This window comes from Exiguobacterium sp. EA-TM-5 (assembly GCF_053878415.1).
In genome coordinates, this window is the sequence record NZ_CM132670.1 from 1,632,167 (window position 1) to 1,656,328 (window position 24,162).

Annotated in this window: 28 protein-coding genes; all 28 read left to right on the top strand. The window is 44.1% G+C overall.

Features of this window, described 5'->3' with window-relative positions; genetic code table 11:
* Positions 1-17: 17 nt before the first annotated feature.
* The 28 genes from lepB to ACV3PA_RS08480 all read left to right on the top strand — a co-directional run bounded on the left by lepB (position 18) and on the right by ACV3PA_RS08480 (position 24,158).
* Positions 18-557 (top strand): signal peptidase I, encoded by a 540-nt coding sequence (gene lepB / locus ACV3PA_RS08345; protein WP_053453800.1) that lies wholly within the window; start codon positions 18-20, stop codon positions 555-557.
* Positions 558-704: 147 nt separating this feature from the next.
* Positions 705-1,568, top strand: a complete 864-nt coding sequence (gene ylqF / locus ACV3PA_RS08350) for a ribosome biogenesis GTPase YlqF (RefSeq protein ID WP_050677486.1) — start codon at positions 705-707, stop codon at positions 1,566-1,568.
* Positions 1,569-1,619: 51 nt separating this feature from the next.
* Positions 1,620-2,372, top strand: coding sequence for a ribonuclease HII (locus tag ACV3PA_RS08355; protein ID WP_053453799.1), 753 nt, complete (start codon positions 1,620-1,622; stop codon positions 2,370-2,372).
* Positions 2,373-2,384: 12 nt separating this feature from the next.
* On the top strand, positions 2,385-3,251 hold the full coding sequence (locus tag ACV3PA_RS08360; protein ID WP_053453798.1) for a flagellar hook-length control protein FliK: 867 nt from the start codon (positions 2,385-2,387) through the stop codon (positions 3,249-3,251).
* A complete protein-coding gene (locus ACV3PA_RS08365) occupies positions 3,248-3,508 on the top strand; it encodes an EscU/YscU/HrcU family type III secretion system export apparatus switch protein (protein ID WP_023468733.1) in 261 nt (86 codons plus the stop codon). The genes ACV3PA_RS08360 and ACV3PA_RS08365 overlap by 4 nt, the downstream gene beginning before the upstream one ends.
* 87 nt (positions 3,509-3,595) lie before the next feature.
* Positions 3,596-4,756 (top strand): ADP-forming succinate--CoA ligase subunit beta, encoded by a 1,161-nt coding sequence (gene sucC, locus ACV3PA_RS08370; RefSeq protein WP_050677483.1) that lies wholly within the window; start codon positions 3,596-3,598, stop codon positions 4,754-4,756.
* 13 nt (positions 4,757-4,769) lie between these two features.
* Positions 4,770-5,687, top strand: a complete 918-nt coding sequence (gene sucD, locus ACV3PA_RS08375) for a succinate--CoA ligase subunit alpha (protein ID WP_053453797.1) — start codon at positions 4,770-4,772, stop codon at positions 5,685-5,687.
* 70 nt (positions 5,688-5,757) lie between these two features.
* On the top strand, positions 5,758-6,585 hold the full coding sequence (gene dprA, locus ACV3PA_RS08380; RefSeq protein ID WP_053453796.1) for a DNA-processing protein DprA: 828 nt from the start codon (positions 5,758-5,760) through the stop codon (positions 6,583-6,585).
* Between the two features lie 47 nt (positions 6,586-6,632).
* Positions 6,633-8,729 carry a type I DNA topoisomerase gene (gene topA, locus ACV3PA_RS08385; RefSeq protein WP_053453795.1) on the top strand — a complete coding sequence of 699 codons (2,097 nt, stop codon included), beginning with the start codon at positions 6,633-6,635 and terminating at the stop codon, positions 8,727-8,729.
* 3 nt (positions 8,730-8,732) lie between these two features.
* Complete coding sequence (trmFO, locus tag ACV3PA_RS08390) at positions 8,733-10,037, top strand: FADH(2)-oxidizing methylenetetrahydrofolate--tRNA-(uracil(54)-C(5))-methyltransferase TrmFO (RefSeq protein WP_456124441.1); 1,305 nt, start codon at positions 8,733-8,735, stop codon at positions 10,035-10,037.
* Between the two features lie 172 nt (positions 10,038-10,209).
* Positions 10,210-11,088: a tyrosine recombinase XerC gene (locus ACV3PA_RS08395; RefSeq protein ID WP_456124442.1), complete on the top strand. Its 879-nt coding sequence runs from the start codon at positions 10,210-10,212 to the stop codon at positions 11,086-11,088.
* A 14-nt stretch (positions 11,089-11,102) separates the two neighbouring features.
* A complete protein-coding gene (hslV, locus tag ACV3PA_RS08400; protein WP_023468727.1) occupies positions 11,103-11,654 on the top strand; it encodes an ATP-dependent protease subunit HslV in 552 nt (183 codons plus the stop codon).
* Positions 11,647-13,020, top strand: a complete 1,374-nt coding sequence (gene hslU, locus ACV3PA_RS08405) for an ATP-dependent protease ATPase subunit HslU (protein ID WP_035406964.1) — start codon at positions 11,647-11,649, stop codon at positions 13,018-13,020. The genes hslV and hslU overlap by 8 nt, the downstream gene beginning before the upstream one ends.
* A 16-nt stretch (positions 13,021-13,036) precedes the next feature.
* Positions 13,037-13,816: a GTP-sensing pleiotropic transcriptional regulator CodY gene (codY, locus tag ACV3PA_RS08410; RefSeq protein ID WP_023468725.1), complete on the top strand. Its 780-nt coding sequence runs from the start codon at positions 13,037-13,039 to the stop codon at positions 13,814-13,816.
* Positions 13,817-14,347: 531 nt separating this feature from the next.
* A complete protein-coding gene (gene flgB / locus ACV3PA_RS08415; protein ID WP_456124443.1) occupies positions 14,348-14,710 on the top strand; it encodes a flagellar basal body rod protein FlgB in 363 nt (120 codons plus the stop codon).
* 2 nt (positions 14,711-14,712) lie between these two features.
* Positions 14,713-15,111, top strand: a complete 399-nt coding sequence (gene flgC, locus ACV3PA_RS08420; RefSeq protein ID WP_023468723.1) for a flagellar basal body rod protein FlgC — start codon at positions 14,713-14,715, stop codon at positions 15,109-15,111.
* 23 nt (positions 15,112-15,134) lie between these two features.
* Positions 15,135-15,422 (top strand): flagellar hook-basal body complex protein FliE, encoded by a 288-nt coding sequence (gene fliE / locus ACV3PA_RS08425; protein WP_035396905.1) that lies wholly within the window; start codon positions 15,135-15,137, stop codon positions 15,420-15,422.
* Positions 15,423-15,450: 28 nt separating this feature from the next.
* Positions 15,451-17,022, top strand: coding sequence for a flagellar basal-body MS-ring/collar protein FliF (gene fliF, locus ACV3PA_RS08430; RefSeq protein ID WP_053453792.1), 1,572 nt, complete (start codon positions 15,451-15,453; stop codon positions 17,020-17,022).
* 4 nt (positions 17,023-17,026) lie between these two features.
* Positions 17,027-18,034, top strand: coding sequence for a flagellar motor switch protein FliG (gene fliG, locus ACV3PA_RS08435; RefSeq protein ID WP_023468720.1), 1,008 nt, complete (start codon positions 17,027-17,029; stop codon positions 18,032-18,034).
* Positions 18,027-18,752, top strand: a complete 726-nt coding sequence (locus tag ACV3PA_RS08440) for a FliH/SctL family protein (protein WP_456124444.1) — start codon at positions 18,027-18,029, stop codon at positions 18,750-18,752. Before fliG ends, ACV3PA_RS08440 begins: the two co-directional genes overlap by 8 nt.
* Positions 18,745-20,058 (top strand): flagellar protein export ATPase FliI, encoded by a 1,314-nt coding sequence (fliI, locus tag ACV3PA_RS08445; RefSeq protein ID WP_053453790.1) that lies wholly within the window; start codon positions 18,745-18,747, stop codon positions 20,056-20,058. Before ACV3PA_RS08440 ends, fliI begins: the two co-directional genes overlap by 8 nt.
* 11 nt (positions 20,059-20,069) lie before the next feature.
* The gene (locus tag ACV3PA_RS08450; protein ID WP_053453789.1) at positions 20,070-20,504 is read left to right on the top strand and encodes a flagellar export protein FliJ; all 435 of its coding nucleotides are present in this window, start codon (positions 20,070-20,072) and stop codon (positions 20,502-20,504) included.
* Positions 20,501-21,052: a MotE family protein gene (locus ACV3PA_RS08455; protein WP_456124445.1), complete on the top strand. Its 552-nt coding sequence runs from the start codon at positions 20,501-20,503 to the stop codon at positions 21,050-21,052. The genes ACV3PA_RS08450 and ACV3PA_RS08455 overlap by 4 nt, the downstream gene beginning before the upstream one ends.
* Before the next feature lie 10 nt (positions 21,053-21,062).
* Positions 21,063-22,199 carry a flagellar hook-length control protein FliK gene (locus ACV3PA_RS08460; protein ID WP_053453787.1) on the top strand — a complete coding sequence of 379 codons (1,137 nt, stop codon included), beginning with the start codon at positions 21,063-21,065 and terminating at the stop codon, positions 22,197-22,199.
* Positions 22,183-22,638, top strand: coding sequence for a flagellar hook assembly protein FlgD (gene flgD, locus ACV3PA_RS08465; RefSeq protein ID WP_053453786.1), 456 nt, complete (start codon positions 22,183-22,185; stop codon positions 22,636-22,638). The genes ACV3PA_RS08460 and flgD overlap by 17 nt, the downstream gene beginning before the upstream one ends.
* Complete coding sequence (flgG, locus tag ACV3PA_RS08470) at positions 22,638-23,498, top strand: flagellar basal body rod protein FlgG (RefSeq protein WP_053453785.1); 861 nt, start codon at positions 22,638-22,640, stop codon at positions 23,496-23,498. Before flgD ends, flgG begins: the two co-directional genes overlap by 1 nt.
* The gene (locus tag ACV3PA_RS08475; RefSeq protein WP_456124446.1) at positions 23,495-23,734 is read left to right on the top strand and encodes a flagellar FlbD family protein; all 240 of its coding nucleotides are present in this window, start codon (positions 23,495-23,497) and stop codon (positions 23,732-23,734) included. Before flgG ends, ACV3PA_RS08475 begins: the two co-directional genes overlap by 4 nt.
* On the top strand, positions 23,706-24,158 hold the full coding sequence (locus ACV3PA_RS08480; protein ID WP_023468711.1) for a flagellar basal body-associated FliL family protein: 453 nt from the start codon (positions 23,706-23,708) through the stop codon (positions 24,156-24,158). The genes ACV3PA_RS08475 and ACV3PA_RS08480 overlap by 29 nt, the downstream gene beginning before the upstream one ends.
* Positions 24,159-24,162 lie beyond the last annotated feature (4 nt).

The following is a 24,162-nucleotide window of genomic DNA, read 5'->3' on the forward strand; positions in this document are numbered from 1 at the left end:
TCAAGGGAGTGGAATTCGTGAAGGAGTTATTCAGTTGGGTAAAGGCGCTCGTTGTAGCGCTCGTCATCGCGTTCATCATTCGAACGTTCCTGTTCGTACCCGTCATCGTTGATGGGGAATCGATGATGCCAACCTTACACAATGCGGATCGAATGATCGTCAATAAGATCCCATACTATTTTAATGAACCAGAAAGAGGCGATATCGTCGTCTTCCATGCAACAGAAACACGAGACTACATCAAACGTGTCATCGCTGTTCCGGGAGATACGATGTATTACAAAGACGATACATTGTATGTCAACGATAAGAAAGTCGCCGAACCGTACTTGAAAGAATACAAAGCTCAGATGAGTGGTGTACCGTTGACGGAAGACTTCACGCTTGAAGAGCGAACGGGAGAAACGACCGTTCCAAAAGGAAAAGTCTTCGTCATGGGAGACAACCGTCAAAATTCAAAAGATAGTCGCGATATCGGTTTTGTGGATGAGGATCAAATCGTCGGAACGACGAACTTCGTTTTCTACCCATTCAACGACTTGCGCTCTGTCGATTAAAATGAAAGAAGATGAGATGCTTACCGTGAAAAGTAAGCACCTCATCTTCTTTTCTTGTCTGAAGTTGCGTATACTAGGGAGTGGATGTTTTTTCGGGTATCGTATGATCAGCAAGAAGTCCAGGAATATATGAACGAGGTGAAGGAAATGACGATTCAATGGTTCCCCGGTCACATGGCCAAAGCACGTCGGGAAGTCACAGAAAAATTAAAGTTGATTGATGTGGTCATCGAACTTGTCGATGCACGTCTTCCGATGTCGAGTCGTAATCCGATGGTCGAACAGATAACAGCAGGTAAGCCGCGACTGATCGTCCTCAATAAGGCAGACATGGCGGATAAACGATTGACGGAACAATGGATGAACGCATTACGAGCAGATGGTGTTGATGTCGTCGCGGTTGATGCGAAGCATAACAAGGGATTGAATCAAATCCATGAAGGTGCGTTACGTTTAATGAAAGAAAAACATGCACGGATGCGAGAAAAAGGTCGGAATCCGAGTGCGATTCGTGCCTTGATCATCGGTATTCCAAACGTCGGGAAATCGACGCTCATTAATCGACTCGCTGGTCGGAACATCGCGATCACTGGTGACCGTCCTGGTGTGACGAAACGCCAGCAGTGGATCAAGATGAAGACAGGTGAGATGGAATTACTCGATACACCAGGTATCCTCTGGCCGAAGTTCGACGATCAAGTCGTCGGCTACCGTCTAGCGGCTACCGGTGCCATCAAGGATGATATCTTAAACATCGACGATATCGCGCTATTTGCTCTTCGTGAGCTAAAGACGCGGTATCCGGAACAGTTACGTGAACGTTATCGACTCGACGAAGTATCTGGAGAAGCGGTCGATGTACTCGAAGCAATTGGTAAAAAACGTGGCTTCGTCTCAGGTGGGTATGTCGATTTCGAGCGGACGAGCGAAATGCTACTGCATGAGCTCCGGACGGAAAAGCTTGGACGTGTGACGCTTGAAACGGTCGAAGAGTGGGAAACGAATGAATAACGGACTTGGACATCTTTTGATGTCCAAGTTTTTTTCAAAGGAGCAGGATGTATGAAAATAGCAGAATTAAAACAACGATTGTACCAGGCAACACTAGAAGAATTTATTCAATTGAAGCAGGAACTTGCGACAGATGCGCGAAAAGGGGTGCATACACTGTTTCGTCAGACAGAACGACGATTCGCGCTCGAGGAGCAACAACGAATGGATTTTAAGGAACGGCTTGCATTCGAGGAACAGTATCGTCAGCAAGGATACGTGCGAATTGCCGGGGTTGACGAAGTCGGACGAGGGCCGCTGGCTGGTCCCGTCGTTGCAGCAGCTGTCATCTTACCAGACGGTTTCTATCATCCGGGATTAACGGATTCGAAACAGATGAGTAAAACACAACGACAAGCAGCACTGAAGCATCTACAAGAAGTGGCTGAGATTGCTGTTGGAATCATCGAACCGGCTGAAATTGACGAAATCAACATCTATCAAGCGTCGAAACAGGCGATGCAAAACGCTGTCCGTCAATTGCAACCAGATGCCTTACTCGTTGATGCGATGACACTCGAAGGCGATACACCACAACTCTCACTCATCAAAGGAGATGCGCGAAGTGTCTCGATCGCAGCAGCAAGTGTCGTTGCGAAAGAGACACGCGATGCAATGATGGAAGAATATGCGATCAACTATCCGGGATACGGATTTGAATCACACGCAGGTTACGGAACACCGACGCATTTGCAGGCACTCGATACACTAGGTGTGACACCGATTCATCGAAAAACATTCCGCCCTGTCAAAGAACGCCTCTAGGAGGAAACGATCATGCAAATCGAACATCGTGCCTTACTACCATTTAAAATCATCGATCATGCGAACCTACCATTACGTGAAGGTGCGAACATCGTCGGTAAAGTATTAAAGCTTCTACCGGACGGATTGATGGAGCTACAAGTCGGTCAACGTGTTTTGACGGCAGGAACGACTGCTGAACTAAAAGAAGGCAATATGTATCGTTTTCAAGTCGTTTCAGCAGAGGGGCAACCAGTCCTAAAAATCATATCGACCGAGACGGTTCCGCAAAAGTCAGCTTTACCACAGCTACTCGATTCCTTTTTACAACGCCAGACTGTACCGACTGCGGAAACACGGGAACTACTAAGGCAACTCGGTCAACCAGTGACGGAGGGAGAAGCAAAGCAGTTAAAGCATGCCCTTACGGAACTCGTTCAATTGGCAAAGGGGGACGAGACAGGTCGAACGCTTGATCGAAAGACAAGCGATCAAATTTTAGCGCAACAACTCGTTCAAGCAACGAATGAAGCCGGTAAAGGAGTATATTTATTTCAATTACCTCAGTTTGGACCGTTTGAAGATGTCGACCTCATGATGGAAGCACCGTTCGAACGGACGTTTGATCCGAATCATGCCCGAGTCGTCTTGTATTTGCAATTACCAAGGCTTGGCGAGGTTGCTGTTGACGTCTTGATTGCAGATCGTAACGTTTCGATTTCTGTATTCCATCCAAATGCGCACGTCGATACGTTCATGCAAGCCTATACGCCTCAGATTCAAGCACGACTCGAGGAACAGGGCTATGCCTTGACGCGATTCGATTGGGTCGAACAGACGAAAGAGCGCGTACCGCATGACATCTCGACGCGCAACGGAAGGGTGGATCTTCATATATGAAAAAAGCGATTGCCTTATCTTACGAAGAACAGATGCATGCCCCAAAAGTCGTCGCTAAGGGATCGGAACATATCGCGGAACGAATTCTGGAAGAAGCATTAAAACATGATATTCCAATTAGACAGGACGAGACGTTGATGACGTTACTTGATGCTGTTCAAGTATCAGAACAGATTCCAGAAGAATTATATGGTGTCATCGCCGAGTTATTTGCCTTTTTATATCGTCTCGATCAAGATGAAATTCTGAAAAAATAAAGCTTTCGGTCGATAACGATAGACAGCGCTTCCAATTTTAACTACAATGAAAGAGCCGAAACTAAAGGGGTTAAGGGGGATTTTTTCATGAATGTACATGAGTATCAGGCAAAAGAATTACTTCGTTCGTACGGTGTACCCGTACCAAACGGAATCGCAGCCTTCACCGTCGAAGAGGCGGTTGATGCATCAGAACAATTGTCAGGCCCGATTAAAGTCGTTAAAGCTCAAATTCACGCGGGGGGACGCGGTAAAGCAGGTGGCGTCAAGCTTGCAAAATCGCAAGAAGAAGTGAAGGAATATGCGACGGAGTTACTCGGCAAAACGCTCGTCACGCACCAAACAGGTCCAGAAGGAAAAGTCGTTCAACGTCTTCTCGTCGAAGAAGGTTGTGCGATTGACAAAGAATACTATCTTGGAATCGTACTTGATCGTGTGACAGGTCGTGTCGTCATCATGGGTTCAAGTGAAGGTGGTATGGACATCGAAGAGGTGGCGGAAGCGACACCAGAAAAAATCATTAAAGAAGTCGTCGATCCTGCAGTCGGTCTTCAAGGGTTCCAAGCGCGTAAACTTGCGTTCGCAATGGGCGTTCCAGTGAAGCTCGTCAACAAGTTCGTCGGTATGGTCACAAAACTCTATAATTTCTTCGTCGACAAGGATTGTTCGATTGCAGAAATCAACCCACTCGTTACGACGAAGGATGGCGAAGTCATCGCACTCGATGCGAAGTTGAACTTCGATTCAAACGCATTGTATCGTCATGCGGATATCGTAGCGTTACGTGACGAAACAGAAGAAGATCCACGTGAAGTCGAAGCGTCGAAGAGTGATTTGAACTATATCGCGCTTGATGGGAATATCGGCTGTCTCGTCAATGGTGCTGGTCTTGCCATGGCGACGATGGATATCATCAAACACTTCAGTGGTGATCCTGCGAACTTCCTTGATGTCGGTGGTGGTGCGACGAAGGAGAAAGTAACAGAAGCCTTCAAACTGATTTTATCAGACGAGAACGTTAAAGGGATTTTCGTCAACATCTTCGGTGGAATCATGAAATGTGATGTCATTGCAGAAGGTATCGTTGCGGCGACAAAAGAAGTCGGACTCGAACTTCCACTCGTCGTTCGTCTTGAAGGTACGAACGTTGATGCAGGGAAACAAATTCTCAAAGATTCAGGTCTAGCGATTACAGCAGCTACATCAATGGCAGACGGCGCAGAAAAAATCGCTGCGCTCGTGAAGTAAGGGGGAGCTAAAGATGAGTATTTGGGTGAACGAATCGACGAAAGTTATTATTCAGGGGATTACAGGTAACCAAGGAATGTTCCATGGTGAACAGATGATCGACTACGGAACAAACCTCGTAGGCGGTGTTACACCAGGAAAAGGCGGTACGGAAGTACTCGGTGGTGTTCCTGTTTTTGATACGGTCGCACAAGCGGTCGAAAAAACGGGTGCGAACGCATCTATCATCTACGTACCACCAGCATTCGCAGCGGATGCAATCATGGAAGCAGCAGATGCGAACATCGCACTGATTATCTGTATCACAGAAGGTATTCCAGTTCTTGATATGGTCAAAGTAAAACGTTACCTCGATGGCAAGCCAGTTCGTCTCATCGGACCGAACTGTCCAGGCGTCATCACTCCAGGTGTTGCGAAGCTTGGTATCATGCCAGGATATATCCATACACCAGGTCATGTCGGAATCGTCTCGCGTTCTGGGACATTGACATATGAGGCTGTCCATCAATTGACGACAGCAGGTATTGGTCAATCGACAGCTGTCGGTATCGGGGGAGATCCGGTCAACGGAACAGACTTCATCGATACGCTCAAAGCGTTCAATGAAGATCCAGAAACAAAAGCAGTCATCATGCTTGGCGAAATCGGTGGAACAGCGGAAGAAGAAGCTGCTGAATGGGTCAAAGCGAACATGACGAAGCCAGTTATCGGCTTCATCGGCGGTCAAACGGCTCCAGCTGGTAAACGGATGGGTCACGCAGGTGCGATTATCTCTGGTGGTAAAGGTACAGCTGCTGAAAAAATCAAGACACTTCGTGCGAACGGAATTGAAGTAGCAGAAACACCAGCAATCATTGGTGAGACGTTAATCCGTGTCATTAAAGAAGCAGGTATCTATGACGAGTGTGTAACGAACAGCACAGTCAAATAATTCAAAAAAAAGAAGCTGTCCTGATCAAATCAGGACGGCTTTCTTCTATATAATAAGGAGCGTTGATCTAATGAAACGTGAACTGTATGTCCGCTTCGCGATGTGTCAGGTACCATACACGATCGTCCAGTTGATTGAGCAATTCGGCATCGTTCCAAGTCATGAACTGCCTGTTTCCAAACGTCTTCGAAATCGTTATGAACAAGCGCTACTTCTAGAGCAGATCGAGCAGTCGATTTTAGTTAAAGGGGATCCGCTGTTTCCGGCGATGTTACTTACGATCCCTCAACCTGTCTATGCCCTCTTTTATCGCGGTGATCCCTCTCACCTGACTCTTCCGCGCGTCAGTATCATTGGTAGCCGAACTCCTTCACCGCAACATCTTTCCCGGATGCGTTTCCTGCAATCCTTCTTTCATCCAGATCTCGTCACCGTCTCCGGTGGAGCTTATGGTATTGATGCCCTCGTTCATCGCCTTTCCTTAAAACATCAACAGAAAACAATTGCTGTTCTCGCTGGAGGACTTGATCGACTTTATCCTACTTCCCATTCCACTCTTTTTGAGCGGATCCTCTCACACGGTCTTCTTCTCTCCGAATACCCACCCGGAACACCGATTCAAAAAATTCAATTTTTAGAACGAAACCGAATCATTGCTGGGTTATCCTCATCGTTGATTATCGTTGAAGCAGCAAAACGAAGTGGTACGATGAACACAGCAAGTCACGCCCTCGATCAAGGGAAAGATGTCTATTGTCTACCCGGTTGCCCGACTGAATCGTTCTTTACAGGAACGAATCAATTGATCGCAGAAGGAGCGATTCCACTCCTTGATCCGGAAGAAGTTTCAAAAAGTATTCGGCTGAACGTTGACAAATGGGAATCGAGACTACTATGATAAGTGAGATTAAAATACGAGTACGCCTCTAATAGGGAGCGATTGCAATGGCAAAATATCTAGTAATCGTCGAGTCACCCGCTAAGGCAAAAACCATTAAACGTTATCTCGGATCCAACTATACCGTGAAAGCGTCGATGGGGCACGTCATTGACTTGCCGAAAAGCCAAATGGGAGTCGACGTCGAACATGACTATGAACCGAAATATATCACGATTCGTGGTAAAGGTCCGGTCTTAAAAGAACTCAAGACAGCTGCGAAAAAAGCACAAAAAATCTATCTCGCAGCCGACCCCGACCGTGAGGGGGAAGCGATCGCATGGCATTTAGCAAAAGCACTAGGCGTTGATGAGTCAACGGAATGCCGCGTAGTCTTCAATGAAATCACGAAGGATGCTATCAAGGATTCGTTCAAGCGACCACGCAAGCTCAACTATGATCTTGTCGATGCACAGCAAGCACGTCGTATCTTGGACCGCCTTGTCGGTTACAGCATGAGTCCGTTATTATGGAAAAAGATTAAAAAAGGATTGTCTGCAGGACGCGTTCAATCCGTTGCTGTCAAGATGATCATCGATCGGGAGCAAGAAATTAATGCGTTCATGCCAGAAGAATACTGGACGATCAAACTAGAACTTGATGCAAACGGTGAAAAGCTCGAAGCGAACTTCTATGGAGTTGATGGTAAGAAACGTGAACTTCATTCGCAAGAAGAAGTCGATCAAATCTTGAATCAACTCTCGGAAGACTTCACGGTCGATTCGGTCACGAAAAAAGAACGGAAGCGAAATCCAGCGCTACCTTTTACGACAAGTTCCTTGCAACAGGAAGCGGCGCGTAAACTAAACTTCCGGGCGAAGAAGACGATGATGATTGCGCAACAGCTATACGAAGGAATTGAGATCGGAAAAGAAGGAACGGTCGGTTTGATCACGTACATGCGTACCGATTCGACCCGGACGTCTGAAACAGCGAATCTTGAAGCGCATGGTTTCATCGAACAAGCTTACGGAAAAGAATATATCGCAAGTGAGAAACGCAAAGAGAAGAAATCAGCAAACTCTCAGGATGCGCACGAAGCAGTTCGTCCGACTTCAACGATGCGCGAGCCTCAACTCGTCAAATCGTATCTCTCACGTGATCAGTTCCGCCTATACAAATTGATCTGGGAACGATTCGTCGCGAGTCAGATGGCGCCGGCGATTCTCGATACCGTTAAAATTGATCTCCTATCGAACGACGTCACATTCCGTGCGAACGGATCGACGGTTAAATTCCCAGGCTTCATGAAAGTCTACATCGAAGATACAGATGACGAAGCAGTCACCGACGTCAAAGAAGGATTACTTCCTCCACTTGATGAAGGGGAAGAACTGAAGCAGTCAGCGATTGAACCGAAACAACACTTCACACAGCCGCCACCACGTTATACGGAGGCACGTCTTGTCCGGGCAATGGAAGAACTCGGGATTGGTCGTCCGTCGACATACGCACCAACGCTAGACACGATTCAAAAGCGTGGCTACGTGACGCTCGAAGAGAAGAAATTCTTACCGACAGAACTTGGCGAACTTGTCATCGACATGATCAGTGATTATTTCCAAGAGTTCATCACCGTTCAGTTCACGGCAGACATGGAAGCGTTACTCGATGCGATCGAAAAAGGTGACATGCAGTGGACGGAAGTCGTCGATCCAATTTACAAATCGTTTGCGAAGCGTCTGACGCGAGCAGAAGCAGAGATTGAGAAGATTGAAATCAAGGATGAACCCGCCGGTGAAGATTGTGAAGTCTGTGGTCATGCTATGGTCATCAAAATGGGACGTTATGGTAAGTTCATGGCGTGCTCGAACTTCCCAGAATGTCGCAACACGAAACCAATCCAAGTTGAGATTGGTGTGAAGTGTCCGACATGTGGAACAGGTGACATCGTTGAACGACGGAGTAAAAAAGGTCGTTTGTTCTACGGATGCTCGAACTATCCAGAGTGTGAGTTCGTCTCATGGGATAAACCGGTCGAAGAACCATGTCCGGTTTGTAGCAGTATGATGGTACAAAAGAAAATCAAGAACGGTGTGAAAGTAGAATGTACATCTTGTGGACATCATGAAACACGCATCGATCAGGAGCAAGAGGAGGAATGACCGTTGAAACGTGTAACGGTAATCGGCGCGGGACTTGCAGGTTCTGAAGCAGCATGGCAACTTGCAAAACGCGGCGTACAAGTAGACTTATATGAAATGCGGCCTGTCAAGCAGACACCCGCGCACCATACAGACCAATTCGCTGAACTCGTCTGTTCGAATTCACTTCGAGCAAACCAGTTAACGAATGCAGTCGGTGTTTTAAAGGAAGAGATGCGTCAGCTCGATTCCTTAATCATGAAAGCAGCAGACTTAGCAAGTGTCCCAGCAGGTGGCGCACTTGCCGTCGACCGACATGACTTTGCAGGATACGTGACGGAAACGTTGAAAAACCATCCGAACGTCACGGTCCATCATGAAGAAATCGAAGCGATTCCAGATGGTCCAACGATCGTCGCGACTGGTCCACTGACGAGTGCTGCGTTATCGGAATCACTCAAACAATTCACAGGTGAAGACTATCTGTACTTCTTCGATGCAGCGGCACCAATTCTCGATGGGGACACGATCGATCGTGAGAAGGTGTACTTGAAATCACGTTACGATAAGGGTGAAGCAGCCTACTTGAATTGCCCAATGACGGAAGAAGAATTCCAACTCTTCTATGATGAATTAATCAATGCCGAAGTCGTGCCACTCAAGGAATTCGAAAAAGAGATTTACTTCGAAGGATGTATGCCATTTGAAGTTCTCGCTTCACGTGGACCGAAAACATTATTGTTTGGACCAATGAAGCCAGTTGGACTCGAAGATCCGAAGACAGGTAAACGACCTTATGCTGTTGTCCAGTTACGTCAGGACAATTCAGCCGGAACATTATTCAACCTTGTTGGATTCCAAACGCATTTAAAATGGGGCGAACAAAAACGAATCATCCGACTGATTCCTGGTCTTGAGAATGCAGAAATCGTCCGTTATGGCGTTATGCATCGTAATACGTTCGTTAACTCACCAAACTTGTTAAAACCAACGTATCAGACACGTACACGTGACGACTTGTTCTTTGCTGGACAAATGACAGGTGTTGAAGGATATGTCGAGTCTGCAGCGTCAGGTTTGACAGCAGGGATCAACGCGGCGCGTCTCATTAATGAGGCAGAACCGGTTGCGTTCCCACAAGAGACGATGATGGGTGCGATGTCGCACTATATCACGACGACGGAAGGGAAGAACTTCCAGCCAATGAATGCCAACTTCGGATTGGTGCCAGCACTCGTTGGTCACCCAGTTCGAATGAAAAAACCAGAGAAGTATGCGCTCTATGCAGAGCGAGCACTTGAAGCAATCAAAGATTTTACGGATATGTGATTTTTGATGGGGAGAAAGGCGTGATTCAGCGCTCTTTCTCCCCATTTCTTAATTTGTCACAAAAGCGCGATAATTTCGTTAATTTTTCGGTTTTTGGTCTATTGTCAGACTACTTGGTCTGTGCTATGCTAAGGGCGATTCGAGAATGAAATGGTCAGAAGGGGGCGCATTCATGGAGATAGACACTGCTTTTGAGCGACTGCTAGAAGAGTTCATGCGGTATGTTCATATTGAACGTCAATTATCTCCGAATACAGGTCGCTCTTATGATCAAACACTTCGACAATACGCCGCTTTTTGCCGCGATCATCAGTTACGATCGATTGAATTGGCAAGTGCACGGCGTTATTTGTATGCTCTTTACGATCAGGAGCTGGCGCGGGCAACGATTGCACAAAAAGTTTCCTGCCTCAAACAATTTGGTCGTTTTTTGACACGTGACACCGATGAACCGAATCCATTTGATGGATTAAAAGCACCAAAACGACAACAAGGACTTCCGACATTCCTCGTTCCTACGGAATATGAACGTTTCCTCGATGCTTTTCGATCGAGTGATACGCTCGGTAACCGGAATGTAGCGCTAGTGGAACTTTTATATGCGACGGGGATGCGGGTCAGCGAGATCGTTCAACTGGATCTTCGTGACCTCGCGTCTGACAACTCTTACGTTCATGTGTATGGAAAAGGTGGGAAAGAGCGCATCGCGCCAATTGGAACCTTTGCAAAAGAAGCATTAGAACAATACTTACCATCACGAGATCCAGTCGCGGGTCATGAACAAGCGTTATTCTTGTCTCATTCAGGGCGTCGATTAACGACGGATGCGATTCGAAAGATCATGAAAAAAGGGGAGCAGCTCGTTGGGAAACATGTGACACCACATGCACTTCGTCATAGTTTCGCTACTGATTTACTGGAGAGAGGCGCCGATTTGCGAGTCGTCCAAGAGTTACTCGGTCATGCATCGCTGTCGACGACCGGACAGTATACACACGTAACGACGGAACGATTGCGACATGTTTATCAACAAGCACATCCTCGTGCCTAAGGGAGGAAACACTCATGTTTCATGCAACGACGATTTTTGCGATTCAACATAACGGACAATCCGCGATGAGCGGGGACGGACAGGTGACTTTCGGAAACCAAGTCATCATGAAGAAAAGTGCGAAAAAAGTACGGCGCCTCTATGGTGGCAAAGTCATTGCCGGATTTGCAGGAAGTGTTGCAGATGCGTTTACACTCTTTGAGAAATTCGAAGCAAAGCTCGAAATGTATAACGGGAACTTACAACGGGCAGCAGTTGAACTAGCAAAGGAATGGCGTGGAGATAAGATGTTGCGTCAATTAGAAGCACTCTTACTTGTCATGGATGGTACACATCTATTGCTCGTATCCGGAAACGGTGAAGTCATTGAACCGGACGACGGTATTCTTGCCATCGGTTCAGGTGGTAACTATGCGCTTGCTGCAGGTCGTGCGTTAGCTCGACATGCTAGTCATCTCACAGCAGAAGAAATTGCCCGAGCAGCGCTTGAAACGGCTGGGGAACTCTGTGTCTTTACGAACGATCAAATCATCCTAGAAACGATCGGAGGCAACGACCATGCATGAATTGACGCCAAGACAAATCGTCGAGAAGTTGAATGAACATGTCATCGGGCAAGCAGACGCAAAACGAGCGGTGGCGATTGCTTTACGAAATCGATACCGTCGACAGTTGCTCGATGCGTCGATGCGAGATGAAGTCACACCAAAGAACATTCTGATGATCGGACCGACGGGTGTCGGAAAGACAGAGATTGCACGACGGCTTGCAAAACTCGTCCGGGCACCGTTTGTCAAGATCGAAGCGACGAAGTTCACTGAGGTAGGGTATGTCGGTCGTGACGTGGAATCCATGGTGCGGGATCTGGTGGAAGCTTCTCTCCGTCTTGTCAAAGATGAGAAAAAAGAAGCACTCAAAGATCGAGCGGAAGCAGTAGCGAATGAGCGAATCGTTGATGCGTTGTCTGGCAAAAAAGCGTCATCTGGTCTTGGGGGCGGAACGAATCCATTTGAAATGTTGTTCGGTGGCAACCAAAAGCAACAAGAGCCGGATACATCGGAAGCGACAGCAGATCGTTCGCTACTCCGACAGCAATTGCTGACCGGTCAACTTGAAGATCGGATGATCGAAGTCGATGTTGAAGAACGGCAAGTTGATTTGTTCTCAGGGCAACAAGGCATGGAAGGACTCGCGAATCTTCAGGATATGCTCGGACAAGTCATGCCGAAGAAAACGAAGAAGCGTCAACTCACGGTCAAGGAAGCACGTCCAATCTTAACGGCAGAAGAAGCGGAACGACTGCTTGACTTGAACGAAGTCCATGACGAAGCAGTACGTCGTGCAGAACAAATGGGCATTATCTTCGTCGATGAGATCGATAAGATTGCGACAAAAGGACATGATTCAGCTGGTGTTTCACGGGAAGGTGTTCAGCGGGATATCTTGCCGATCGTTGAAGGATCAACAATCGTCACGAAATATGGACCAGTCAAGACGGATCATATCTTATTTATCGCTGCGGGTGCCTTCCACATGGCAAAACCATCTGATCTGATTCCTGAACTCCAAGGTCGTTTCCCGATTCGTGTCGAACTCGACAGTTTGACAGAAGATGACTTTGTGAAAATTTTGACTGAACCGAATCAAGCATTACTCAAACAATATAAAGCATTACTAGGGGCAGAACACGTTCATGTCACCTTTACAGAAGAAGCCATTCGTGAAATCGCACGGATTGCTGCACAAGTGAACGATGAGACGGATAATATCGGAGCGCGACGATTGTATACGATCATGGAGCGTGTCCTCGAAGAATTATCCTTTGAAGCAGCAGACATGCCGGAAACGGATGTGACGATCACGCCACAATACGTGACGGATCGAGTTGGAAAAGTAGCAGATGATCGTGACTTAAGTCAGTTCATCTTATAAAGTGGAGGAAGAAAAAATGAATTTATTGGCGAAAACGCGGAAGCTGAATACGATGTTACAACAGGAAGCGAGCACACATGTTGATTTCAAGGTCATGGCTGACCGTCTCAGTGAAGTCATGGAATCAAACACGTTCATCGTAAGTCGGCGCGGTAAGTTACTGGGTATCGCAATCAAGCAACAAATCGAAAATGACCGGGTCCGTGGTTTCTTAGAAGAACGTCAATTCCCGGAAGATTATACGAAAAAATTATTTAACGTCACTGAAACGACAGCAAACATTGCCATCGATAGCGAACATACGGCATTCCCAGTCGACAACCGTGATACGTTCGAAACGTCGAAAACGACGATCGTACCCATTATCGGTGGTGGAGAACGACTTGGTACGCTTGTCCTTGGTCGTATGGTCGAAGACTTCAACGAAGAAGACCTTGTGCTTGCTGAGTACGGTGCGACAGTCGTTGGAATGGAAATCCTTCGTGAGAAGGCACATGAGGCAGAAGACAAGGCACGTAAGAAAGCAGTTGTCCAGATGGCAATCAATTCATTGTCTTATTCTGAACTCGAAGCGATTGAACATATCTTCGAAGAACTCGAAGGAAATGAAGGGTTACTCGTCGCTTCAAAGATTGCGGATCGCGTTGGTATCACTCGTTCCGTTATCGTCAACGCGCTTCGTAAGCTCGAAAGTGCTGGTGTCATCGAGTCACGTTCACTCGGAATGAAAGGAACGTACATTAAAATCTTGAACGACAACTTCCTTTATGAATTAGAACGAATTAAATCGAACTAAAAAATAATGATGAGATACAGGGGGATTTTCATTAGTGATTCCAACGTCTGTATCTGATGAACGATTCTTTTCCATGGTGAGAAGAATCGTTTTTTTTTATGGAGTTTTAGTGAAGTGGAATACCAATAAAAGGGGTGGATAAAAAAGTTAAAAGAGAAGGGACTATTTTTATATTTATTCAAAGAAATTACAATTTGGTGTTTTTTTCAATCCGCATTAGATGTATAATCAATTCTGTTGCTTATGAACGAAATATTTTAAATCTTTCTTTAGACATTTTATGTAAATAATAAATTAGTTCATTTTTATTAATTAAACATTTTTCTTTTAGTAGATGCATAGGTAATATTTATCATTTTTGAACAAAATGGTAATTAAAGGTGAAAAATCAACATCTCATTACCCTTTTTTTAAAATTTATCCTTTTCAAACATTGACCTATTTGTTTCAATTATTTCAGATATGTTACTAATGACTTACTAGTTTTAATATTCTTCAATTCCAAACTATTCATATATGGAGGGCGGATACATGGATTGGTTAGGCTCCGATTATTCTTTACTTACCAAAGCAGTCAATCGTACTGTAGATTCTCAAAAAGTAATATCTAAAAATATCGCGAATGTTGATACACCTGGATACAAAGCACAGCGTTTAGTGTTTTCGGATGTACTAGACTCTCAAATGAAAATGAGTCTAAAGCGTCATGCTCAGATTGATGCACAAGGTTCAATCGTTGAGCAATCGACTTCTATGCGCAACGATGGAAATGGTGTCGATATCGATTTCGAGATGTCTGAATTATCACGCAATCAGATCAAGTATGAGGCATTAGTAGAACAGTTGAATCGTAAATTCTCAGGGATCCAATCAGTAATTAGAGGAGGCAGATAAAAGTGAGTATGTTCGGTGGATTTCATACTTCTGCATCAGGATTAACTGCACAACGTCTTCGGCTCGATACGGTCTCAGCAAATATCGCAAATGCTCAAACGACACGGGGGGAACTTGTAGATGGTCAGTGGCAACCCTATGCTCGTAAATTAGCGGTTCTTAAAGAAACAGCTAATGGTGTGACGGTTAGTGAACTTCGAAAAGATGAAGAGCCTTTTAAATTAGAATACAACCCAAGTCATCCTGATGCCGACGAGCTTGGGTATGTCAAAATGCCGAATGTCGATATTTTAAAAGAAATGGTTGATATGATGGGTGCGACACGATCTTATGAAGCAAACGTGACAGCTCTTAACGCGACGAAAGCAATGCTCGTTAAAGCGATGGAGATCGGTAAGTAAGAATGAAGGGATGATGTATGACCATGGCAATTCAAGCGATTCAAGGATTACAACCAATTCTTCAAAATCAAATGACTCCTAAAACCACACCAAGTGATTTTAGCGAAGTGTTAAGTCAAGCAATGAATGGATTAAACGCTACACAAAGCGCTTCATCTCAAGCACGAGTAGATTTGGCGACGGGTAAGTCGACAGATCTACATAATATTATGATTAAAACAGAAGAAGCATCTCTCTCTATGCAACTCGCCATTGAGGTCCGGAATAAGGGCATCGAAGCATACCAAGAAATGATGCGTATGCAACTGTGAATGTTAAGGAAAGCGTGGGAGATGTTGAATGAACGAAGGATTAAAAGCAAGATGGAACACCATTAATACAACGTGGAAATCATGGTCACTCGCTAAAAAGGCGACGATTCTTGGAAGTATTATCGTCGTTTTAGCAGCATTGATCGTCGCTATTCTCTGGTTGTCGAAACCAACGATGACACCCCTTTATTCAAAATTATCACCACAAGAAGCCGGACAAGTGACGGAAAAACTAAACGAGGATGGTATTCCATCTGAAGTCGTTAGTGAAGCTAATGGCGTGACAATTCTTGTTCCGGAGGCGAATGTCGAGAATTTAAAAGTCGAATTAGCATCGGCTGGTATTCCAAAGTCTGGTCAAATTGATTATTCCTTCTTTAGTGAAAATGCGGGATTCGGAACAACGGATAAAGAAATGAATATTTTGGAACGGGATACGATGCAGACGGAGCTTGAAAACTTGATTACGCAAGTCAACGGAATTGAATCTGCGAAAGTCATGATCACTCTTCCTGAAAAAAGCGTCTTTTTATCTGACGAAAAAGAATCTTCGACGGTGTCTGTTGTCTTGACATCAAGCGCAGGAAGTAACTTGAATAACCAAACGGTTCAAGGTCTATATCATTTGATTGCAAAGAGTATTCCAAATCTCAAGGAAGAAAACATTACGATCATGGATCAGTACTTTACGTACTACGAACCGGGTAATGCGACACAAACGGCCGGTGGTACAGATCCGATGGCGCTTAAGAAAACAACGGAGAATGATTTACGTAAACAAATCCAACAAATGCTTTCTGTTGTTCTTGGACCACAAAAAGCACTCGTATCGGTCACAGCCGATGTAGATGTTACGAAACGTCAAGAAGAACAAAAGCTAGTGGAACCAGTAGATCCAGATAAAATCCAAGGAATCGTCACTTCGGCAGAAAAAGTAGCTGAAGCATACACAGGTGCAGCGAACCAAGGAACTGCCGGAACTGGTGAAAATGAAACAATCAATTTCCCGACAGGAAATGGTCAAGCTGGAGATACGAGCGATAAAACACACGACATTATTAACTATGAAGTAAATCGAATCACGAAACAGATTTCTGGGGCACCGTATGAAATTCGTGACTTAGGAATTCAAATCATAGTAGAACCACCAAAGGGTCAGACTCAAATTGACCCACAGTTACAAACAGACTTGCAGACGATGATGTATTCCATCATCCGAACATCCATTACGAAAAAAGATGCTAAAACGACGTTAACAGATGCGGAATTAACGAACAAAGTAGTTGTCATGTCCCGACCGTTTGCCAACACGACAACGAAACAGACGGCTACTTCAGAAGCAATCCCTATGTGGGTTTGGTTTGCATTAGGTGCAGCAGCCTTAGTCATCATAGGTATGATTTTCTTCATGGTTCGTAAACGTAAAAAAGACGAAGAAGAGAGCTTAGAGGAATGGACTCCAATTGAAACAGAAATTCCGGAGCTATCAACTGAAGATAATAGCAATGAAGCTCAAAAACGAAAACAATTGGAAAAATTAGCAGCGTCAAATCCAGACGAATTTGCAAAACTGCTTAGAACTTGGTTAGCGGAGGATTGATCCTATGAAGAAATTAGAGATGAATAGTCGTGAAAAGGCTGCCGTCCTAATGATTTCATTAGGTCCAGAAGTCGCGGCAAATGTATATAAGCATTTAAGTGAAGAAGAGATGGAATGGTTGACGTTACAAATTTCAAGTATGAAACGGATTGATCCTGAAGATAAAGCGGGTGTTCTCGATGAATTCCATGATTTAGCGATGGCACAAAACTATATCACGCAAGGTGGTATCGGTTTTGCAAAATCCGTTTTAGAAAAAGCGGTTGGTGAAGAGAAGGCGATGGAACTCATCCATCGCCTCACGTCAACACTTCAAGTACGTCCATTTGAATTTGCACGAAAAGCAGACTCAAAACAATTATTAAATTTCATTCAAAACGAACATCCTCAAACGATTGCTTTAGTGCTGGCTCATTTGGATCCAGCGAAGTCAGGGCAAATCCTTTCTGAGCTTCCGGCAGAGGCACAGTCGGATGTAGCAAGACGAATTGCTACGATGGATCGAATGAATCCAGAAATCATTAGCGAGGTTGAATTGATTTTAGAACGGAATCTGTCTCAAGCAGGAATGCAAGATTATGCTCAGTCAGGCGGAATTGAAGCGGTCGTTCAAGTGTTAAATGGTGTTGACCGAACGACTGAACGAACGATTTTGGATACGCTTGAAATTCAAGATCCTGAATTAGCTGAGGAAATCAAAAAGCGGATGTTCGTATTTGAGGATATCGTCACATTGGATGCACGTGCGATTCAACGTATCATTCGTGAAGTTTCAAATGAGGATCTCCTTTTAGCATTGAAAGTATCATCTGATGACGTTAAAGACATGGTGTACCGGAACATGTCTCAGCGGATGGTCGAGTCGTTCAAGGAAGATATGGAGTTCATGGGTCCAGTTCGATTACGCGACGTAGAAGAAGCGCAAAGTCGAATCGTCGGTATCATTCGTCGTTTAGAAGATATGGGTGAGATCGTCGTCGCACGCGGTGGAGGAGATGATATCGTTGTCTAACGTCATTAAACGACAGAGTGTCCTGTCTAAATCACAGCGTTTGATTCATCAACCAGTAGCTTCGTCTGAAAACGTTGATCATGACAGTAATCTCGTTACGATTTCCTATGAAGAAGAATGGTTAGAACGTCAGAATCAATTGACACTTTTAGAAAAACGATTGATGGAAGAACAAGAATTAAGACTAGAGCAATTTGAACAAGAAAAGGTAAGAACGCTCGAGGCGGCAACGCTGCAAGGGTATGAAGCAGGATTTGTTGAAGGGCAATCTAGTGGCTTAGCAACGTATGATAAGGCAATGACAGACTTAAATGCATTAAGTGAGAAATTAGAGCAACGTTTTCAAGAGAAACTCATGATGATGGAACATGATCTATGTGTAGCTGCTCTTCAAACGACGCATTTATTCCTAGAAAATCTATTAGATTCCGATGAAGAGACATTGTACAAAATGATTCATAAACTACTGATTCAGTTTAGAGATCGTGAGAAGGTGTTTATCTATGCCTCACCTCAAGATTTTGAACGTTTAGTCATGATGGAAGATAAGATTCAATCCATTCTTGGGGCAACAGTCAGTGTTCAACTTCGGTTAGATCCAGAATTGTCCCCACGTGATTTTAGAATCGATTCTGAAAATGGTGCTATTACTGGTGGTTTACACTCCAGTTTTAAAAATCTTGAGAAAAAGATTTTTGAGGTGTTGACGGATGTATAAAGTTCAACATTTGCAAGAAGCGATTCAAGACATTAAATTTGATGATCTTCTTCGACATTCAGGAAAAGTTGTCCAAGTAATCGGGTTGATGATCGAATCGAGAGGACCAACGGCTGTATCAATTGGAGAACGCTGTTTTATTCAATTGAACGCGCATCATGAAATTGAAGCAGAGGTCGTTGGCTTTAAAGAGGGGCATGTTTTACTTATGCCTTATGGTGAAACGACGGCAATCGCTCCAGGGTCTATCGTTATTGCTTCAGGCAAACCGTTACATGTTCCTGTAGGGGAAGAATTGATCGGTCAAGTGTTAGATGGACTAGGAAGACCGTTAGACGGTGAAAATCTGGATCATTTAAAAACAACATCAATTGTTAGGAAGCCACCAAGCCCGTTAAGTCGTCCACGCATTAGTGAAGTACTCTCTACTGGCATACGAGCGATTGATACGTTGTTAACAGTAGGTGAAGGACAGCGTGTTGGGTTATTTGCGGGATCGGGTGTCGGGAAGTCAACACTTCTAGGAATGATTGCAAAACGATCGACTGCGGATATCAACGTGATTGCTTTAATTGGAGAGCGTGGACGTGAAGTTAAAGAGTTCATCGAAGCTGAATTAGGCGAGGAAGGAATGAGTCGGTCGATCATCGTTGTTGCAACAAGTGATCAATCGCCCTTAGTCCGACTTAAAGGAGCTTACACTGCGACGGCGATTGCTGAGTACTTTCGAGATCAAGGGAAAAATGTTGTCCTTATGATGGACTCCGTTACACGATTCGCAATGGCACAACGTGAAATCGGACTAGCAACAGGTGAACCTCCCGCTTCAAAAGGATATACACCAAGTGTCTTTGCACTACTTCCGCAACTTTTAGAGCGAAGCGGTAAGACTGAACAAGGTTCTATTACCGCGTTCTACACTGTCTTGGTTGATGGGGATGATATGAATGAACCGATTGCAGATGCTGTACGTGGAATTTTGGATGGTCACTTTGTACTGGATCGGAATTTGGCGAACAAAGGACAATATCCTGCGATTCATGTATTACGCTCCATCAGTCGTGTCATGAATCAAATCACTTCAGAAGAGCATAAACAAAAGGCCATCGTTTTTCGTCAGCTTCTTTCTACTTATTTAGATGCGGAAGATTTGATTAACATTGGAGCGTATAAAAGCGGAACAAATCCAGAAATCGATCGGGCTATTCAAATTTACCCTCAACTCATCGAATTTCTAAAACAGTCTGTCCATGAAGTGAGTGATTTAGATGCTGCAATTGAAAGGCTATTTCAGATTATTCCATAAGGAGAGCGGACATGCGAACGATATACGAACGAATAATTCCGCTCGCTGAAGCGGAAAAGGATCGAGTCTCGAAAGAAACAGCTGAAAAAAAGATGCGATATGAAGACGAGATGCAAAAGCTTTACCATTTGTTGATTCGTTATGAAACATTTTTAAAAGAACAAAATCAGATTGGAAGAATCGAGTTGGTTGATTCGCAATATCGTGAAAGAGCTAGAGATGTTGTAAAACAACAAATCGAGAGACAACAGTTGTTTGTGACACAAGCTAAAAATGTATATGAAAAGGCTCAGTCGGATTTGAAAGAAGCCATGATTGAAGAGAAAAAATTCACCAAACTGCAAGAAAATCATTTTTTTGAAGTAAGGCGAGAACTTGCGATATTAGAACAAAATCAACTAGATGAGCTATCTCTTCTACACTTTAAAAGAGGTCAAATGATATGAGTGAACAAAAAACATCAAAGCAGTGGATATTACCTTTAGTGATCATCCCGTTTATCATCATCTTGCTGACAGCATACTTCGTGTTGAATTATGCGAACGGAAGACCATTATTATCTTTACCGTTCGATACAGAAAAAACAGCAAAATCTACTGCTACCTCTAATGACCAAGAGTTGGTCAAACGTTTAAAAGTAGCAAACAGCGAAATCAAGAAATTACGCAATGAAAAAGAAGAACAAAAGCAAACGTTGCAAGTGAAAGAACAAGAAATCACAAAACTAATTTCAGAACGGGATCAGTTGAAAAAAGCATCAGCTCCTGCTGCTTCAACTACTTCTGCGAGTGAGAAGAAAACTAAGAAAACACCAGTATCTGATGTATATGCTGAAATGTCACCTAAAGAAGCTGCGTTAATCTTTAATGAGCTCAGCCCAACTGAAGTGGTTTCGATCATCGAGAACATCGATGCAGAACAGCAAGCTGCAATCATTGCCAAAATGGATGCAAAAAAAGCAGCAGCATTAACTCAACTATTAGCTTCGGAATAGAGGTGAGGACATGAATATTTCAGATCTTCAAATGAATCCGGTACAAGGAACAGCGATAGGTACCGATGAGATGGGGAACGCAACAGATGCAGCCGGTAAATTTGCGACGCTTTTGCAATTTCTAACGAAGAATGACTTGACTGTAAATCAAGGAATTCCGGATGTATCACTAAAAGATTCGGAACGTGTAGATGTAGATGGAAAATCTGAAAAGGCTGTATTGCTTCAAAATATCCAGTCGCTTATGGATCACCCAGAAATGATTTTAGAAGTGCTGGAGCAACCTGAAGTTAGTAGCCTTCCAATTCACTCGGTGAAGCATCGAGAGATTGTTCAGATTTTAAAGGCGATTCAAGAAGGAAATATCGAATCTGCTGTTCAGCTACTCGATCAATCATCCATCACTCCCGCTCAAATCAATACATTGATAGGAAATGTATTGCAGAAACAGAATCAGCAATTGAAGCCAGAAGCAAATCCTGTGCAGAGTATCGGGACGTCTCCAGTAGAAGAAAACATGGAGAATTTGATTCTACCCGTCAAAAATGAGCTGACTTCGTCAAAAGAGAAGTTGATGGAAACGGGTCAGAATAAAATGGCGAATGTCGTTCAGAAACAAAGTCAAGAGCCATCCTCGGCATTAGAACAAGATATTAAAGCCAATACAGCAGCTCCAGCAGTAAGTGTAAACCGAATGAATCATGCGCTACTTTTCAATAGTGTGAATCGCACAGTTCCGTTTTTACCAGTCGATGAGCAAATCGTGAATCGAATCGAAGCGGCGTTAAAACAAGCACCTTTTATAAACGGTAAAGATGGTTCTTCAAAAATCTCTATTCGTTTATATCCTGAACAGTTAGGTGAACTAGTCGTTCAAGTAGATCGAAAAGGAAATGAACTTACGATTAAGCTTTTCATGGCGAATGAGCAAACAAAGCAATTGATTGAACAACAACTCGGAAAACTACATACGACACTACATCAACAGAGTCCGGTTGTGAAAATCGAAACAGGTATCATTGCTACGGCAGCAAGAGAATTTGAACAAGGATTCTCTTCAGAACGACGTGAACAGGAAAAACAGGAATCTTCTTCACATCAGCAAGAAGAAGAGCGAGAGGAGGAAGAAGATGACGGAAGGGATTAAAAATGACGGTTCTTCGTTTCAGTTACCTGAAAAAAAGCAAACCGTATCCAACAACTCGATGGATAAAGATATGTTCATGAAGATTTTAATCGCCCAGTTATCGAACCAAGATCCAACAGCTCCAATGGAAGATAAAGAGTTCATTGCCCAAATGGCTCAGTTTTCTTCGTTAGAACAGATGCAATCGATTGGAAAAGGCATGGAAACGATGATCCTAAACCAGCATGCAGGTGCGCTAATGACGTACAGTAACCTGATTGGAAAAGATGTCAGTTATACACCGTCTTCTAACGCTGAGGGTGAAACCTCTTCAACGGAAGAGACAGCAACTGTACTAAGTGTCAAACGAGATGGTGTGGATGTCATCGCTGAATTATCGAACGGTAAACGGGTCAGTGTGTATGACCTGACGCAAATCAAATCTAAGGAGGAAAAATAATGTTACGTTCAATGTATTCAGGAATCAGTGGATTGAAAAACTTCCAAACGAAATTGGATGTCGTCGGTAACAACATCGCAAACGTCAATACATTCGGTTATAAAAAAGGGCGTGTCACGTTCAAGGATTTAGTTAACCAATCTGTCGGATCTGCTTCAGGTGCTGGTGGTAATGTCGGGGGAACAAACCCAAAACAAGTTGGTCTCGGGGCATCGATGTCAACAGTCGATAACGTTTACAACCAAGGAGCACTTCAAAATACAGGTCGGACGCTTGACGTCGGGATTTCAGGAGAAGGATTCTATCAAGTCATGACAGCGGAAGGTGTTCGATATACGAGATCTGGAAACTTCTATACAGATTTAGATGGAAACATCGTTACTGGTGATGGAAACTACGTTGTTGGTACTGGAACAGCTACTGTTCCAACCGTTCCTGTTCCTAACAACTTACCGGATGCACCTGCAACGCCGACTGCCGGTTACCAAAAATTAAAAATCCCTACCGATGCACGAAACTTATCTATTGGGAAAGATGGATTAGTCACTTATGTAAATAATACAGGTGCGTTAACTACGGTAGGGTACATTACATTAGCAAACTTCCCTAACCCGGGTGGTCTTGAAAAATCAGGCGTGAACTTATTCTCGGCTTCGCAAAACTCAGGTGGAGCAGCAATAGGAACACCGAGCACTAAAGGTCTCGGTCAATTGACATCCGGAACACTCGAGATGTCAAACGTCGATTTGTCAGAAGAATTTACGGAAATGATCATTGCACAGCGTGGTTTCCAGGCAAACACACGAATTATTACAACGAGTGACCAAGTGTTAGAAGAACTCGTGAATCTGAAACGATGATTCAGTTAACGACGTTACGGAAAACACCATTAGTCATTAATGCTAGCTTGATTGAATCCATTCGTTCGACTCCTGATACGACGATTCATCTCATTGGTGGACAAACTTATGTCGTGCAAGAATCGATGGAGGAAGTAACGGAGGCGGCAATTCAATTTTATCGTCAAATCGGATTAACCGGTTTGACGAGTATAAGGAGGATCGATGATGGCGGAAGAAGAGAAAAAGAAAAGTAAGCTTAAATTACCATTGATCATGGTCATCGTTGCTCTCATGATGGTTGGAGCTGGATACATGGTAATGAAATATCTGATTGCTCCAGATGAAACGAAAGCAAAAGTAGAACAGCCGACTGGAGAAGAGCTAGACGCACGAAGTCTTCAGACTGATGATTTGACGACGAACATCTCAGATGAACGTTTCTTGAATGTACAATTCACGATCGTAACCGATGACCAGAAGACACGGGATGATCTAGAATTGCGTAAATTTCAAATTAACAATATCATTCTCGGAGATTTATCTACCATGAAAAAATCGGATTTGGATTCGAAAGCCGACATGGAGAAACTGGAAGAAAAACTGCGTGTCCAGTTCAAAAAACTCATCCAAGAGGGTGATGTACAACGTGTCTACACTACGAAAAAAATCATCCAGTGAGGTG